Raw genomic sequence first — 16356 nt, 5'->3', positions numbered from 1 at the left:
TTAAATGATATTTGAATTATGGTGGTTAAAGGATAGCCCGGCGGGTGACCGATGGTGAAGGAAGAAGCGTGGCGGGTCTCCCCGATCATTCAACGACAGTCGAACGCCTTGAAAGAGCCGCCTGCTGGCATGGCGATGCGACTCGGCTCAAGAAGTCGAATTCCTCCCGCGCTGCAGACGCGTGGCATGTGCGAGCGCCCATCATGACGGCTCGAATGATAACGGCGAAGGCAGTTTCGACGAGAGCAATTTCGATCGGTGCTTTGGAGATTTCGTTGCGCCTTCTGGCGGGACTGAGCACCACGTACGGGAGGACGTTTTCATGCTGGAAGTACGCTGTTTAGAGATCCCAGATATAAAGATCATTCAAACGGATCGAGTGTCCGACGCGCGGGGTTATTTCTGCGAGACATTTCAGCGATCTGCATTCGCAGAGAAAGGGATTCTCGTCGATTTCGTTCAGGACAATCAATCCAGCTCAGATCAGGTCGGGACAGTCCGGGGCTTGCACTTCCAGCGACCGCCGTTCGCTCAGGCCAAGCTCATACGAGTGCTAAGCGGCGCCATCCTGGATGTCGTGGTCGATCTTCGGCGTTCCTCGGCGACCTTCGGAAAGCATCTAGCTGTCAAGCTGGATAGCAAAACGGGTGAGCAACTGCTTGTCCCGAAAGGCTTTGCGCACGGTTTCTGCACGCTGCAACCGGAGACCGTCGTATTCTACAAGGTCGACCAGGTCTACGCTCCAAGCCATGACGGAGGGCTCTATTGGGCCGATCCGGCACTGGCGATCGAGTGGCCGGTGACAACAGTCGAGGCCCAAGTGTCGCCAAAAGACAGGTCCCTGCCCAGGCTGGACCAGCTTACGGCCATTTTCGAGTGACGGAGAGCGTTCAGATGCGCGTTCTGGTGACCGGGGGAGCGGGATTTATCGGCTCTGCAGTGTGCCGGAGCTTGGTGCTACAGAAGGGCGCTGCAGTGATCAATGTCGACAAGCTGACCTATGCGGCCAACTCAGCCTCGTTGGCGTCTATCGAGGGGCGAAAGTCATACTTGTTCGAGCAGCAGGATATCTGCGACCGCGAGGCCATGGATTTCGTGTTCAGCAGCTACCAGCCTGACGCGATCATTCACCTCGCAGCCGAGAGTCACGTCGACCGCTCGATCACCGGCTCGGCCGCTTTCATTGCCACGAATATCGTGGGGACCTACACGTTATTGGAAGCCGCCAGAAAATATTATGAGGGCCTCTCCGTGTCACGACGAAAGCGGTTTCGCTTCGTTCACGTCTCGACAGACGAGGTCTACGGCTCACTCGGACTTGCCGACTTCTTCCGGGAAGAAACGCCTTACCAGCCGAGCTCGCCCTATTCAGCGAGCAAAGCAGCCTCGGATCATCTCGCGCTTGCATGGTTCAAGACCTATGGCCTGCCGATCATTGTATCGAATTGCTCGAACAACTACGGCCCGTTTCAATTTCCAGAAAAGCTCATCCCCTTGATGATTCTTAATGCGATCGAGCGCAAGCCGCTGCCGGTGTACGGCGACGGCCGAAACGTGCGCGACTGGCTGCATGTGGAAGATCATGCGGCAGGTTTGATCACGCTTCTGTCGGAAGGTAGGCCCGGCGAGAAGTACAATTTCGGCGGCGATAGCGAACGCTCGAACCTCGACGTAGTTACCCAGATCTGCGACGTCGTCGACAGGCTGTATCCCGGTCCGGCAACGCGACGATCGATGATTACCTTTGTGCCGGATCGTCCGGGACACGATGTCCGCTACGCGATTGACGCGTCGAAAGCTCGCCGTGAGCTCGGCTGGCGGCCCACAAGAACGTTCGAGCAGGGGCTGACCGAAACAGTCGCATGGTATCTCAAGAGCCGCGCGTGGTGGGAGCGTGCCCGCAGCGGGGTTTATGACGGCGCGCGTCTAGGGCTCTTGGCTACACAACATTGAGGCTGAGAATGACGGAAAGGCCCATTTTCATTGCTGGTCGCAACGGTCAGTTGGCAAGGTGTCTTCATGACCTCGCGGTGCTGCACAGCATGCCCGTGGTCTCCCTTGGACGCAGCGAACTCAATCTGGAGGCTCATGGGGAACTCCGACGGGCGATCGATCCATTCGCACCGTCCATGATCATCAACGCTGCCGCTTACACGGCGGTGGACCTAGCAGAATCGGAAGTAGCAAGAGCCTTCAGCATTAATCGCGACGCAGCGGCCGCGTTGGCCGATGTCGCATGGCAAATGAATATACCGTTCATCCAAATCTCAACCGACTATGTCTTTGACGGCACAAAGCTGGATGCTTACGAGGAAAGCGATGTTCCTGCGCCAATGAATGTGTACGGCGCATCGAAGCTCGCGGGCGAAGCTGCCGTTCTAGCGGCTCACCCGCTCGCAACGGTAATTCGCACTTCTTGGCTTTATAGTCCCCACGGTAACAACTTTGTTCGGACGATGCTGCGGCTCTGTGAATCGCAACCAGTCGTCAAAGTCGTTCAGGATCAATGCGGAAATCCGACTTCCGCGCTTGACCTTGCGTCGGCGATCCTTCAGCTCTCAGCGCGGCTGCTAACCCGCGATCGTAGAGCCATGGCCGGCATCTTTCATCTTGCCGGACAGGGTGAGACGACTTGGCATGGGTTTGCCCAAGCGATTTTCGACTTGCTCGCTCATCGCGGAATCCGAGTGCCGCAGCTTGAGGCGATCACGAGCGAACAGTACCAGACGGCCGCGCGACGGCCGCGGAATTCGCGCCTCGATTCATCCAAGGCAGAACGCGTCTTAGGCATTCGATTGCCGTTATGGCGTTGTTCTCTCGAAACTTGTCTCGACCAACTCCCGGAAGGTAGAATCGATGCTGAAAGGAATTGTGCTGGCTGGGGGCAGCGGAACTCGACTGTATCCAATCACGAGAGCGGTGAGCAAGCAGCTACTGCCCATCTATGACAAGCCGATGATCTACTATCCCTTGTCAACGCTGATGCTGACAGGCGTGCGCGAGATTCTTATCATAACCACACCATCAGATCGGTGTCAGTTTGAGCGCCTATTGGGGGACGGCAGTCAATGGGGAGTTAGGCTCAGTTACGCGGAGCAGCCCCGACCCGCCGGTCTGGCGGATGCGTTCATTGTCGGCGCAGACTTCATCGGGAGCGATCGTGTTGCGATGGTGCTTGGAGATAACATCTTCTTTGGCGACGGCCTGAGCGAAATGCTCGCAAGGGCTGCCGAGCGTGAGGAAGGTGCAACCGTTTTCGCCTATCATGTACGAGACCCGGAGAGGTATGGCGTCGTTACGTTCGACGAGGGCGATCGCGCGCTGCGGATCGAGGAGAAGCCGAAGCAGCCGAGCTCGAACTGGGCGATCACAGGTCTCTATTTCTTCGACAACAACGTCGTGCGCTACGCACGGCGCATTGAGCCGTCGTCGCGCGGGGAACTCGAGATCACCGATCTGCAGATGCAGTATCTTTCGGCCAAGGCGCTCCATGTCGAGCGGATGGGACGGGGGTTCGCTTGGCTAGATACCGGAACAGTGGAGTCGCTAATCGATGCGGCTATGTTCGTGCAGACGCTTGAAAAGCGGCAGGGCATGAAGGTTGCTTGCCTTGAGGAAATTGCGTTGAGGCAGGGATTCATCGAGCGCAACCAGATCGAAGAGTTGGCGCGACCGTTGGAGAAGAGTGGCTACGGTCAGTATTTGCGCGAGATCGGGTCTCTCCTGACTTGAGTCATTCGCAGACATTGGAACGAGTCAACTCATGGTTCTTCGATGAACATCAACCCGATCAACAGTGGGGCTTTGATGCCCGATCTCTCGCAAAATTCCCCGCTGGTGCGCTATGCGCTCAGAGGATTGGAGCGGTGTTGGCTACCTGAACACGGCTGCTGGTCACATATCTACCATCTGGACGGGCGCGCTTCGCCGAACGAGTCTTTACGGCGCAGCGATGTGTTCTACACGCTTAACGTTCTGCTCGGAATGTCAAGGATAAAGGAGGTTCCTGGCAGCATCAATCTATCGGAAACATTCCATCGGAATGCGGTCCAGCTCACGGTCCTTTCGGTACCAAAGTATGCACTCGGCATGGCGCTTTGGGTTTCCGCAGAACTCAGCCTCGAGCTGCCCGAGCAAGTTAGGCGTGAAGTGAAGGCGCTCTTGAGCGATCAGGGGGCGTGGAAGACGTTTCGGGCCCAAGATTTGGGTATGCTGTTGACGGGCGTGGTGGCTCAGGCCAGGGCCGGCGGCAAGGAGTGGGCGCCTTTCGCCGCTCCGCTGTATCGCTTTCTCCAAGAGCGATTTTACACTGGATCAGGGCTATTCTTCGACGCAGGATCGGGATTTCGGCGGCGCTTCGCTTCGTTCGCGACGCAGATCTATCTCTCAATTGCGTGCTATCACTACGGTGAATTTGCAGGCGAGTCATCCGCACTCGCCATGGCAGAGGCCTGCGTGCGCAAGTTGATTGCGCTTCAAGGCCCCGACGGCGAGTGGCCCTGGTTCTTCGATGCGGCTGGTGGGCGCGTGCTTGATTTCTATGAAGTCTACTCGGTGCACCAGTATGGCATGGCTCCGGCGTTGCTTGAATGGGCAGAGCGCTACCGGGTCCGGGGGGCGCGGAATGCCCTAGTCAAGGGATTTACCTGGGTACTGGGCAAGAACCAGCTTCGCCGCTCGATGCTGGTGCCCGATCTCGGGCTGACCATCCGATCTCAGCTCCGCAAGCAGGAGCTGACAACGAGGGCGCCCAGGATGCTGCGCGCAATCACAAACGCCTACTCCGGACACGAGTCCGGGCTAATTGAAAATGCCGGTGTCGGACTTCGGCTGGAATGCCGTAGCTACGAACTGGGCTGGATATTGTGGTCATTCGGTCAGCGAGCTGACTTGCTGGAACTGACCCACAACTCGGCCTTTGGCAAGGTACCCATGCCGGCCTGACGCCGTGGGACGAACGCTTGTGCTAACGGTTCCAGATGACGGCCCGCCGATTGCGCAGCAGCGACAGCATTGTTGTGACCCGATGCATTCTTACGGCACACATGACTGCGATAGCTTTGATGCGGGCCCCGATACCGTAGAGCCGGTCACTCGTTAAGATCGTGATGACGCCCGGAGCGGGCGAGGCCAGAACAAGTAGGGCCTGCGCAATCCAACGTAATCTCCACGCCGGCTTACCGTCGGCCATGTTGCGGTAGTGCAGAAGCTGTCGGTCCCACTTGACATAGAGCTCCTGGAGAGAACTCCTGGCCGGGTGGAAGACGATCATTTCCGGGATATATTGAAATCGAAGCCCGGCACGCTGCGCCCGTTGTCCCCACTCCATATCCTCCGCCACGTCGATCCCTGCGAACGGACCGACGCAATGGAAATCCTGGCGAAGCATCGCCATGTTGCCAGTGCCACAATAGCCATCGCGCTCGATATAGAGCTTGAATCGATAAGCGAAGACGCTCTCGTAGGCCGCGATGGCATCCTGATGTGGCTTCGTGCCACGCCAGATGCGGACGTCCCCTCCGAGCACCGTTCGAGGCGGCAACGAATGCAGTGAGCGCCACACGCTGCTCAGCCAATCCGGATGTGCCCTGCAATCGGCATCAATGAAGGCAAGCACCTCGCCGCTCGCAGCAGCAACTCCGGTGTTGCGCGCCGGGCCAGGCCCGGGCCGCGCCTCGCACAACAGTCGTACGCCCGGATATTGAGCGAGGACGTCGGTTGGCAAGGTTGCGGAGCCGTTGTCAACGACAATGATCTCGAACGAATCTCGAGGAATGCTCTGCGCCTCGAGACTGGCCAGGCATGTTTTCAGCGCGCCTGGCTGATTCAAATGTGGGACAATCACCGAAATCGCGCGACATTTAATGTCCATTTAATTCCCTCCGCCGCCGACTGCCGCGAATTGACCGCTTACGCGGCTGTCGGCCTCGCATTTAAGGCCAAAATATAATATCAATATAACTTGCAAATAAAATCGCTATCATTATTATATCGATATTATTTAAGTTCAATTGAAAGCGGTCTTTCGCTCAAAGCGAACCATCGCCGGGGAGGAACCCATGCGTGCCTACTTTTTGGGGTGCCCCATCGATATCTTGACTATGGCAGAGACTGTCGACCTTGCTCGTAAGGCCATGCGAAACGGTCAGCGTCTGCAGCATGTGGCGCTCAACGTAGCGAAGTTCGTCAACATGCGCTCCGATCCAGTGCTTGCCGCTGATGTCGCCAACAGCGACATTGTCGGAATCGACGGCATGGGAATCCTTTGGGGAGCGCGGGTGCTTGGTCTCCCGGCAACGTCGCGAGTCACCGGCGTAGATCTACTCAGCGAGTTGCTGAAAGTGTGCGCGCAAGAGGGCCTCCGACCGTATTTTCTGGGAGCCTCACCCGCCGTCGTGCAACAGGCGGCGCAGCGTGTTCGGGACGAGCACCCTTCGCTTGTCTTTGCTGGGTTGAGGCACGGCTATTTTTCAAGCGAGCAGGAGAACGAGGTCGTCCGCGATATTCGGTCCAGTGGCGCTGATTGCCTGTTCATCGGCATGCCCACGCCGCGGAAGGAACGATTTCTTGCGGCCTACCGCGACGAGCTCGGCGTACCGTTCATCATGGGCGTGGGCGGCGGGTTCGACGTTCTCGCGGGCTCAGTTCTGCGAGCTCCCACTCGCATGCAGCAACTCGGCCTCGAATGGTTGTACCGCATCTATCAGGAGCCCAGGCGGATGTGGTGGCGGTATGCCAGGACCAACACGCTATTTGCGGGAATCTTGACGCAAGCCTTCATGTGGCAGGCAGTTAGACGGGCGCCTGGCATCTACAGTGTGCTGCCCCCCGGGGCAGGTCGGATCGGAGGGTGAGGCGTGCGAAAGCATTTTCTCATCCTGTTAGGAACCAGGCCGGAAGCAATCAAGCTGTTTCCGGTCATCAAGCGGCTCAAGGCCGAAAAGAACAAGGACATCGCCCTCACGGTTTGCGCGACAGCGCAGCACAGGGAATTGCTCGACCAGGTTCTCAAGGTGGCCAAGGTGGTCCCGGATGTCGATCTCGACGTCATGACAGTGAATCAGACGCTCGATAGTCTAACCGGCCGGCTATTGTCGCAGATCGGAGAAGTGCTGGAGAGGGTGAAGCCCACCAGAGTGATCGTCCAGGGCGACACTGCGACTGCTATGGCAGGTGCGCTGGCGTCGTACTATCACCGCGTTCCGGTCTCACATGTCGAGGCGGGACTGCGAAGTGGAGATATCTTCGCACCCTGGCCCGAGGAGGTGAACCGCAAGATTGTCGGCTCGATCGCCGATCAGCATTTCGCGCCGACCGAGCGTGCTGCGAGAGCGCTGCGGGCGGAGAACGTCTCCAAGGATCGCATTCATGTTACAGGAAATACGGTCGTTGACGCGCTGATCCTCGCGAAAGCCATGGTGGAGGCCGATCCGCAGCTCTCGTCCCGCTGGGACGGAATCAAGAAGCGCCACGGCAACCGCCGCATTATCCTAGTCACTTGCCACCGCCGAGAGAATTTCGGCGGGGGAGTTTTCAACGTCGTCAATGCACTGGAGACAATCCTGAGCAGGGAGGACGTTGCCGTCGTACTTCCGGTTCACCCGAACCCGAACGTTCGCGACGTGTTCGCGAGCCGCCTCGCCGATCATCCGCGTGTCGTACTCATTTCTCCCCAAGAGTACACCGATTTTGTCAGCCTTCTGTCGCTCTCGTATTTGGTTCTCACTGACTCCGGAGGCGTGCAAGAAGAGGCGCCAACGTTCGGAAAGCCCGTCCTTGTCATGCGTGAAACGACGGAGCGTCCGGAGGGCGTCGAAGCCGGCACCGCACGACTGGTCGGCGCGAACTACGATAGGATCGTCCAAGAAACATTCCGTCTTCTTGACGACGATGAGACTTATTCGGCTATGGCTCGCTCCCATAATCCCTTCGGTGACGGGCGGGCGAGCGAGCGGATCGTAAAGGTGCTTCTTGATGCCTGAATTCCATAAAGTTGCTGTCATCGGACTTGGCTACATCGGCTTGCCGACAGCCGCGCTGATAGCCAGCCGCGGCCTTCAGGTGGTTGGGGTGGACACAAAGGAATATGTGGTCAGGACGGTTGGTTCCGGATCCATTCACATTTCGGAGCCCGATCTTGACGGTCTCGTTTCCAAAGTGGTGTCGAGCGGAGCGTTGACGACATCAAGCGAACCGCAAGCCGCCGACGTCTTCATCATCGCGGTACCCACACCTATTGACGGAAACAATCGGCCGGATTTGTCCAACGTGAATACCGCGGTCGAGTCCATACTCGATCTGCTTCGACCTGGTAATCTCGTCATTCTCGAATCGACCTCGCCGATCGGAACGACTGAAGGAATCGCCAAGCGGATTAGCGAACGCAGGCCCGACCTGAGAGTTGGTGTCAACGGTCATGAGGATGGTGCAATCTACGTCGCTTATTGTCCGGAGCGCGTATTGCCCGGGAGGATCTTGAGTGAACTCATCAACAATGACCGATGCATCGGGGGAGTGACCCCTGCCTGCACTCGGCGGGCTCAGCGCTTCTATAAGATGTTCGTTCGGGGCGCCTGCGTTGCAACCACCGCGCGCGCAGCCGAGTTGGTCAAACTCACGGAAAACGCGTTCCGCGACACGAACATTGCATTCGCCAATGAGCTCTCATTGATCTGCGATAGGTTCGACATCAATGTTTGGGAGGTTATCGATATTGCCAACCGTCATCCGCGCGTGACTGTGTTGCGACCGGGACCAGGTGTGGGTGGTCATTGCATTGCGGTCGATCCCTGGTTCATCATCGACTCGGCGCCGGACCTCGCGCGACTCATGCGGGCAAGCCGCGAGGTCAACATTGCCAAGACGGAAAGCATTATTGAGCGAGCCGAGGCTCTGATCGACGATCATCCATATGCAAACGTGGCTTGCTGCGGGCTGACGTTCAAGGCAAATGTCGATGATTTGCGCGAAAGCCCGGCGATGGAAATCGCAATACACCTCGCGAAGAAGTACGGGGAGCGCATCAAGTTTGTGGAACCGAATCTGCGGCGGTTACCGCCCGAACTTGCAGATTACCGTCTCGGATTCTTGAGCATCGACCAAGCATTGCGCACGTGTGAGATCGCCCTTCTCCTGGTCGACCATGACGAATTCAAGATGGTTCCACTAGCCGAACGCCGTCATCTCGACGTCATCGACACTCGGGGCATATGGCAAGATATGCCTGCGCGAACGTGAAGCTGCCGAACCCTCCAGAGGCGAGACTACCAATTTGATACCCTTCTTGGACTTGAAAGCACAAGCTCGGACAGTCGGGTCGCAAATCGACGTTGCGATCGCGCGTGCCGTTCGAGACCTGCGGTCTACATGGAGGCCCGAAGCGGCAGCTTTTGAGAAGCGGTTTGCCGACTACTGCAATGTCGCGTGCTGTTGCGCTGTCAACAGTGGCACATCGGCGCTCCGTCTCGCATTGCTGGCGGCTGGAGTGGGGCCGGGCGATGAGGTGATCACGGTCTCGATGAATTTCGTCGTGGCGACAGCTGCCATCATCAGGTGCGGTGCAACACCCGTCTTTGTGGACGTTGATCCAGTCACGTGGACGATGAATCCTGCTTTGATCGAGGCTGCGATTACGAACAGAACGAGGGCGATCCTGCCGGCCCATCTGCATGGGCTCATGGCGGACATGGATCCGATCATGTCGATTGCCCGCCGCTATGGTCTCTTTGTGATCGAGGACGCTTCGCAGGCGCATGGTGCTGTGTACAAGAGCAGGCGTGCCGGCTCGATCGGAGACTTGGGCTGCTTCAGCTTCTATCCCGATAAGAATCTCGGAGCCCATGGTGAGGCCGGAGCAGTTGTTACCGATCAGGCGGAACTCGCGCGACGTGTGTCGTGGCTCCTCGATCGGAATCAGGATGACGAGCGCAATCACGTTTTCGCAAGATACGATGATCGAATGGACGAATTGCAGGCAGCAGTACTGAACGTAAAGATGGACTACATCGAATCCTGGACTGAGACACGTCGAGCGATCGCGGCGCAATATGACCAGGCATTGTCGACTGCTGCACTCGCGAGTCCGCGGCCACCCAGCCACAGCCGGCATGTCTATCATATCTACGCTCTTAGGCTTCAGCATCGCGATCAGGCGCTTGCCATGTTAGGCCGCGCGGGGATCGGCGTCGGCATTCATTACGCCGTTCCGGTGCATTTACAACAGAGCTACGTAGAACTTGGATATCGCGTCGGCGATCTGCCTGTAAGTGAGAGGCTTGCGCGTGAGTTTCTATCGCTTCCCATTTATCCCGAGCTGTTGCCGGAGCGAGCCGGCATTGTTGCTTCCGAAGTGAGAAAAGTGGCTCCACGAGAGGCCCAGATATTCCGGAGCGACTGGGCATTTCAGAACAAAATGCCTCGAGATGGCCGATTAGCCTAGAAGCAGGAGAGCGGTCAGCATGGATCTCAAGGGCAAACGCGTTCTCGTTACCGGAGGGGCCGGATTCATCGGTTCGCATATCGTAGATTTGTTGTGCGACGAAGGCTGCGTCGAGATCGTCGCGCTGGACAACATGACGACCGGCCGACCGGAGAATCTTAGGAAGTCGCTTAATCGAGGCCCCGTTCGACTAGTCCGCGGTGATTTGCGCGACACCAAGTTGGTAGAAGCTCTTGTAAAGGGAGCCAACATCATCTTTCACCACGCTGCACCATGCAGCGCCCATTGCATGGCCGAGCCGCGTCTTGCCATGGAGGTCATGGTGAACGGTACCTTCGACCTGCTTGAACTTTGCGTCAAGTATGACATCGAGAAGTTCATCGCTGCGTCTTCCGCTGCGGTGTACGGCGCGGCGGAGGAAGTTCCGACGACAGAGCATCAGAACCCGTATGGAAACCGTACGGTCTGTGGAACAGCGAAGGTCTGCATTGAAGGCCTGCTCCGCGCCTATAACGATATGCATGGTCTCGACTATATCGCTTTGAGATATTTTGACGTGTATGGCAGCCGAATGGATGTGCACGGCCGCTACGCCGAAATGTTGATCCGCTGGATGGAGGAAGTGGAGGCTGGAACGCCGCCGGTAATAATTGGGCACGACCAGCAGACCTTGGATTTAGTGCATGTCCGTGACGCAGCACGAGCAACAATCCTTGCTGCGAGGGCAAAGGTCAGCGACGAGGTATTCAACGTGGGGAGCGGTGTCGAGACAAGCTTGGTGCAGCTCGCTTCGGCCTTGGCTTCCGTTACGGGCAATGACGGCGTGCTCCCGCAGATCGCGCCCGAGCACTCGATCAATCCTGTACCGCGGCGGGTGGCGTCGACTGGCAAAGCGGAACGGCTGCTGGGCTTCCAAGCCACAGTGCCGCTCGAACTCGGACTGACGGAGTTTGTGAAGTGGTGGCGCTCCGAACGAGGACTTGCAACAGCGCACCAACGGCAGGCTCTGGCTTCATGAGTCCCTTGCTGTGCCAAAACATCCTGCGAAGGAGCCGAAGCCCTGCGTGCAGCCGTCCTGCATTGCACTTTGCGTGCTCCAGGCGGGGCCGCAATTTGCCAGAACGCTGGCCGAAACACGGAAACAGGGCAAGCTTCGTTCATGAAATTGAGTGCGATGGAGAATGGCAATGCGAGTTCTTGTAACGGGTCATCTTGGCTACATCGGCACGGTCTTGACGCCAATGCTGATCGGTGCCGGTCACGAGGTGACTGGAATGGACAGCGATATCTACTCCCGGTGTACATACGCTGCTGGCGGTAGCATTCTCGAGGTCCCGACGATTTGGAAGGACGTCAGAGACGCGGAGGTCGCGGATCTCGTTGGCTTCGACGCTGTGCTGCATCTAGCAGCGCTCTCCAACGATCCGCTCGGCAATCTGAGGCCTCAGCTGACCGACGAGATCAATCATCGCGCAAGCGTTCGCATCGCCGAGATAGCCAAACATGCCGGCGTACGTCGTTTCTTGTTCGCCTCGTCCTGCAGCAACTATGGAAAAGCCGGCGAAGAAATGATCGATGAGACCGCCGCGCTCAATCCGGTGACCGCCTACGGGGAATCCAAGGTTGCCTCCGAACGTGATATTTCGACGTTGGCCAGCGACGGGTTTTGCCCGGTGTATCTGAGGCCAGCGACAGCGTACGGAGTCTCACCGCGGCTGCGCTTCGATATTGTCCTGAATAACCTTGTTGCATGGGCGTTTACAACAGGAAGAATTCATCTGAAATCGGATGGCTCGCCCTGGCGGCCGATCGTCCACATCGAGGATATTTCTAGAGCTTTCATCGCCGCATTGGAGGCGCCTGCCGAATCCGTCTTCAATGAGGCATTCAATGTCGGTCAGACTGCTCACAATTATCGAATTCGGGATCTAGCCGAGATCGTCGCGAGTGTGGTGCCGAATTCTACGGTGGAGTTCGCCGAGGATGCGAGTCCAGATGAGCGATCCTACCGAGTGAGCTTCGAGAAGATCCGCTGTAAGCTGCCAGGGTTCCAGCCGCACTGGGACGCTCGGATGGGCGCGGAACAGCTCTATAGGGTCTACCGTTCGTCAAATTTGACGTTGGAAGAATTCGAAGGGCCGCGATATCAGCGGATCAGCCACATTCGGAAGTCGCTTGCGGAGGGAGTGCTTAATAGCGATTTGCGCCACTCGAAACTGCAGCTTCAAGCCGCGTCATGAATGCCAGCTGATCGGTGCGGCAAAACTCGACGAGCTGGAGATCGCCGAGGAACCGTCAAGCTCAATCGTCAGAGTCGGCCTGACACGATCACAGATAGTGCACTGCCAGGTCGCGCTCCCTCGAAGAGTCGCCGACGGTAGGAATGGCCTGAGGGGACGCCGGCCGAATGTCGCGAGAACGATGGGACGAAGAGCGACCTGACATTTGGGGAGGTGTCGCGATGTCAGTCACGTTATTCAGATCATAGCCTGGGAAAACATACATCCGACAAACGAGAATAACATCTTCCGAACCGCTGCTAGAGACAGCCGCGATAGAGAAGGCGAGCACCGGTGAAGAGATTTCAGGCAATCGAGGGATTGCGAGGCTGGTTGGCGTGGACCGTGGTCTTGGCGCACCTCGCATACTGTTCGGGCTTCAATGCGGGAACGTTGGCGGCACAGTTCAGATCACTAGGCCTACCCGCTGTCCTCGTTTTCCTTATAGTCAGCGGCTTCGTGATCACGCACGTCGTTGTTGAAAAATCGGAGGCATATCCTGTCTATCTCGTCCAGCGTTTCGCACGATTGTTTCCGTTGTTCGCCGCCACCTGCATTGTTGGCTTCTTTACCAACGATCTGCTTGCCATTTCGTTAGCCTCTCCTGGCTTTAACGATTCCGAATTCGCAAAGGTTGTGAATGGTATCGCCGCAAGCAATCACAAGTACTTCTGGTCACACCTTCTCGCGCATGTCGCGATGCTGCACGGTGCCGTTTCCAATGCAGCGTTGCCGTACTCGGAGTACGCATTCAACATGCCAGCCTGGAGCATTTCGCTGGAATTCCAATTCTATCTTGTTGCACCGCTGATCATCTGCATCATCCGAAATGAAATATTCATCCCGGTACTCGCGATTACAGTTGCAGTTTGTGAATTTTGGTTCAAGAGCTTCGTCGGCACTGTCCAGCCCGGAGCGCTGCCGCTCGCAGCTAGCTACTTCGTGGTGGGAATTGTGAGCCGATTGACCTACCCGTATGTGGAAGGTCATAATTGGCTGGTCCCGGCAGTGGCTTTGGCAATCGTCCTTTTTCCGTTGCGCAGTGAACTGCGACCGTTCCTGATCTGGTTTATTGTATTTTTTGGTCTTCCGCAGAAGTGCCATGAACGGCCGGGACTTGCTGCCAATATATACTCCTGGGCGCTCACGAATCCCGCGGCGCAGTATTTTGGTTCGCGCTCCTACTCGATATTTCTGTGTCACTACCCTGTCATTTCAGCGATCGTTTGGTTCGTCTTCAGCTACTCTGGGGTTGCTCCTGGGATATTGCTGCTTTCGTGTCTGAGCATACCCGCGACGATAATGGTTTCAGAATTCACGTATCGATACATTGAACTGCCAGGGATCAAGATGGGAAGACGCGCCGCGGCTTGGATGCAGCCGCCGATCGCGTCAGGTGTGGCTTCCCAATGAATATTCATGCGAAGATTCGCTCGCTCAGGATCAACGAGTAAGGCGGGCGAGCGGATTTCTTGCGACGCGTACGCAAGCCTGCGTCACATGGCTCGGCAACGTTGTCATCATCCAGCCCTTTCAAGCCGTGAGAGCGAATGAAGCATCCGGGGTAATCCGTTGCTCAAGCCAAGTGTGTCCATTGAAGTGTTTGTATTGTTCTGCACGCAGCTTGTCGCCCAGGCGACCGGGCGGCAGATCAACATCCGCATAGGTCAGGACTGCATCCCTTTTTACTGCGTGCCGCAACTTGCAACCCTCTACAAGACCTTCGGGAAGGTATTGCATTTGGCTCATTTCCTCGGAGTTCACGGCTTCGCCATAGGTCATGTACATCCCATAGCCGTCGAGGACCTCGCCCGCCGCCAAATCACGCTTGGCGACGGCACAGACCTCGACAACAGGCCCCGCGATGGGAGGGGCGACCAAATCGTTGAAAAGAAACGCACGGGCAATCGAGTTCGGTACTTCGAAATGAACGAGGTGATATGGTGTGAAGAATGCGTACAAGGGACCTTCACCCATTTTGTACAAGCTCAAATACTTCTGCTGCTTTGGATCGGTGTGCTCGGCTAGCACGTAGACCTTGGTCAGAGGTGTGCCGACGAGATAATCGATGATTCCGCCGAGGGCGCGGACCTCGTCTATGTCATAGAGTGTGCCGATCTTCATGACGTCGCCGCGATATTCCAGCCCGCGCGACATGCCACGTGATCTTACCCTGAAGCCAGTAGCATTGGCCACGATCGTTTGCTCGAAGCTGATCTTGGACCCGTCGGCGAAGCTGGTGACCATGGCTGGGTTCTGGCCCCATTGCTCGGCAAATCCCTTCTGTGTGGTGGGGTTGCGATACGGGTCCTGAAGTCCCTTGATGTTGCCGACAACGCGTGGGATCAAGCCGAGCCCCTTTACCCATCGAACCAGGTTCATCTGCACCCCCGGTTCGTCGCCATCGCACGCAGACAGGGAGCCGCCGTACCTCTTTGCATAGACCTGCAAGATCGGTCCGATAGTCGCGTCAATCTCCGCGTTCATGAGCACGACGGTTTTCTGGTGTTTGAAGGCCTCCAGTGCGACGTGGGCGCCGAATTCAACCGATCCGGTTACGTCGACGATCACGTCGACCAGGTCCGATCTGGCGAGGAGGAACGCGTCCTCGGTGACCGCCGGAACGCCAGCGGCAATGGCTCTGTCCAGCTGCCCTTGGCTGTCCGCGTAAACCACGTCGGCTAGGCCGGAATAGTTGAATACGTCACGGCCACGCTGTGGCTTTCGGCTGTGTACGGCAACCACCCGCATTCCAGGAACACTGTTGTTTATCTGATTGGTAATCCCCTGAACCATGAAGCCTGCGCCGAGAAGGCCGACGCGGATTGGCTTTCCCGCCGCATGACGGGCTTTTAGGGCGTGGTCGATGAGTATCATCGTAGATTCTTTCAATTGGAGGGATCGGTAAGCGCCGCGAGCAACGTGCTTTCGGCGTCAACCCGCGACGCCGGCGAGTTCCATCCGCTCTTTCAGTTCGGATTCGACCTCGTTAAGCAACCGAAAGTTCTGATCCTTCTCCGAGATCACGGAAACCGGAAGCGGCCACGTCAGTCCGAGCCGAGAATCGTTATACATCAGCCCGCTCTCCGCCTCGGGGGTATAGAACTGTCCCACCTGGTAACTGGTATCGGTGTTGTCGACGAGAGTCTGATAACCGTGAGCAAAACGTTCCGGCACATAGAGCGACCGATGGCTGCTCTCGTTCAGTTCGACGGCGACATGTTGCAGGTAGGTCGGGCTTTCAGGGCGCAGGTCGACTATAATGTCGAGGATGGCGCCACGTGTGCAACGAACCAGTTTCGTTTCCGATGCCGGCGGAAACTGAAAGTGCATACCGCGCAAGGTTCCCCGCCGGGTATTTGACGCGATATTGGTCTGCGCGATGACCGGATTGAGGCCGAGGGTCCTAAATTCCCTCTGGCAAAAGGCTCGCCCAAAAAAGCCGCGGGAATCTTCGCGGCGTTCAATATCGATAATGTAGGCTCCTTTAAGTGCGGTCTCGGTTATAATCACCCCAATTCCTCCATAACTGCCCGCGCCGGCATTCAAATGCATCGAAATGTCAACGATGATAATGCTTAAGAACGGAATCTCAAAATAGTTTTCAAAAAAATATTGATTAATTCAGTCTGCTATATA

At 57.0% G+C, this 16356-nt stretch carries 15 protein-coding genes; 12 read left to right on the top strand and 3 right to left on the bottom strand.

Features of this window, described 5'->3' with window-relative positions; all coding sequences use genetic code 11:
- Positions 1-322 precede the first annotated feature (322 nt).
- The 5 genes from rfbC (IVB01_RS21750) to IVB01_RS21730 are packed head-to-tail and all read left to right on the top strand — an operon-like array spanning position 323 to position 4944.
- Positions 323-880, top strand: a complete 558-nt coding sequence (gene rfbC, locus IVB01_RS21750; protein WP_247494871.1) for a dTDP-4-dehydrorhamnose 3,5-epimerase — start codon at positions 323-325, stop codon at positions 878-880.
- A gap of 14 nt (positions 881-894) precedes the next feature.
- The gene (gene rfbB / locus IVB01_RS21745) at positions 895-1953 is read left to right on the top strand and encodes a dTDP-glucose 4,6-dehydratase (RefSeq protein WP_247494870.1); all 1059 of its coding nucleotides are present in this window, start codon (positions 895-897) and stop codon (positions 1951-1953) included.
- Between the two features lie 8 nt (positions 1954-1961).
- The gene (gene rfbD, locus IVB01_RS21740) at positions 1962-2948 is read left to right on the top strand and encodes a dTDP-4-dehydrorhamnose reductase (RefSeq protein WP_247494869.1); all 987 of its coding nucleotides are present in this window, start codon (positions 1962-1964) and stop codon (positions 2946-2948) included.
- Entirely contained in the window at positions 2857-3732 is an 876-nt protein-coding gene (gene rfbA, locus IVB01_RS21735; RefSeq protein ID WP_247335329.1) for a glucose-1-phosphate thymidylyltransferase RfbA, read from the top strand. The genes rfbD and rfbA overlap by 92 nt, the downstream gene beginning before the upstream one ends.
- 42 nt (positions 3733-3774) lie before the next feature.
- On the top strand, positions 3775-4944 hold the full coding sequence (locus tag IVB01_RS21730) for a hypothetical protein (RefSeq protein ID WP_247419114.1): 1170 nt from the start codon (positions 3775-3777) through the stop codon (positions 4942-4944).
- A 22-nt stretch (positions 4945-4966) separates the two neighbouring features.
- Here the strand turns inward: IVB01_RS21730 and IVB01_RS21725 are convergent, their stop codons facing one another.
- Positions 4967-5872 carry a glycosyltransferase gene (locus IVB01_RS21725; RefSeq protein WP_247419115.1) on the bottom strand — a complete coding sequence of 302 codons (906 nt, stop codon included), beginning with the start codon at positions 5870-5872 and terminating at the stop codon, positions 4967-4969.
- Positions 5873-6059: 187 nt separating this feature from the next.
- Between IVB01_RS21725 and IVB01_RS21720 the strand changes: the two genes are divergently transcribed.
- The 7 genes from IVB01_RS21720 (at position 6060) to IVB01_RS21690 (ending at position 14130) form a co-directional block, all read left to right on the top strand.
- Entirely contained in the window at positions 6060-6854 is a 795-nt protein-coding gene (locus IVB01_RS21720; RefSeq protein WP_247419116.1) for a WecB/TagA/CpsF family glycosyltransferase, read from the top strand.
- A gap of 3 nt (positions 6855-6857) precedes the next feature.
- Positions 6858-7982: a UDP-N-acetylglucosamine 2-epimerase (non-hydrolyzing) gene (wecB, locus tag IVB01_RS21715; protein ID WP_247281172.1), complete on the top strand. Its 1125-nt coding sequence runs from the start codon at positions 6858-6860 to the stop codon at positions 7980-7982.
- Positions 7975-9237 (top strand): UDP-N-acetyl-D-mannosamine dehydrogenase, encoded by a 1263-nt coding sequence (wecC, locus tag IVB01_RS21710; RefSeq protein ID WP_247281171.1) that lies wholly within the window; start codon positions 7975-7977, stop codon positions 9235-9237. The genes wecB and wecC overlap by 8 nt, the downstream gene beginning before the upstream one ends.
- A 34-nt stretch (positions 9238-9271) precedes the next feature.
- Complete coding sequence (locus tag IVB01_RS21705; protein ID WP_247494868.1) at positions 9272-10438, top strand: DegT/DnrJ/EryC1/StrS family aminotransferase; 1167 nt, start codon at positions 9272-9274, stop codon at positions 10436-10438.
- Positions 10439-10457: 19 nt separating this feature from the next.
- Positions 10458-11456, top strand: a complete 999-nt coding sequence (locus IVB01_RS21700) for an NAD-dependent epimerase/dehydratase family protein (RefSeq protein ID WP_247494867.1) — start codon at positions 10458-10460, stop codon at positions 11454-11456.
- A gap of 169 nt (positions 11457-11625) precedes the next feature.
- On the top strand, positions 11626-12678 hold the full coding sequence (locus IVB01_RS21695) for an SDR family oxidoreductase (RefSeq protein ID WP_247494866.1): 1053 nt from the start codon (positions 11626-11628) through the stop codon (positions 12676-12678).
- Positions 12679-13011: 333 nt separating this feature from the next.
- Positions 13012-14130, top strand: coding sequence for an acyltransferase (locus IVB01_RS21690; RefSeq protein WP_247494865.1), 1119 nt, complete (start codon positions 13012-13014; stop codon positions 14128-14130).
- A 120-nt stretch (positions 14131-14250) separates the two neighbouring features.
- Here IVB01_RS21690 and IVB01_RS21685 read toward each other — a convergent pair whose 3' ends face one another.
- Both IVB01_RS21685 and rfbC (IVB01_RS21680) read right to left on the bottom strand, forming a co-directional pair.
- Positions 14251-15594: an NAD(P)-dependent oxidoreductase gene (locus IVB01_RS21685; protein ID WP_247494864.1), complete on the bottom strand. Its 1344-nt coding sequence runs from the start codon at positions 15592-15594 to the stop codon at positions 14251-14253.
- Between the two features lie 57 nt (positions 15595-15651).
- Positions 15652-16272 carry a dTDP-4-dehydrorhamnose 3,5-epimerase gene (gene rfbC, locus IVB01_RS21680; protein WP_247494863.1) on the bottom strand — a complete coding sequence of 207 codons (621 nt, stop codon included), beginning with the start codon at positions 16270-16272 and terminating at the stop codon, positions 15652-15654.
- Positions 16273-16356: the final 84 nt, after the last annotated feature.

Source organism: Bradyrhizobium sp. 164 (assembly GCF_023073715.1).
Lineage (GTDB): Bacteria > Pseudomonadota > Alphaproteobacteria > Rhizobiales > Xanthobacteraceae > Bradyrhizobium.
The sequence above is the reverse complement of the archived record's forward strand: the minus strand, read 5'-3'. Positions and strand labels throughout refer to the sequence as shown.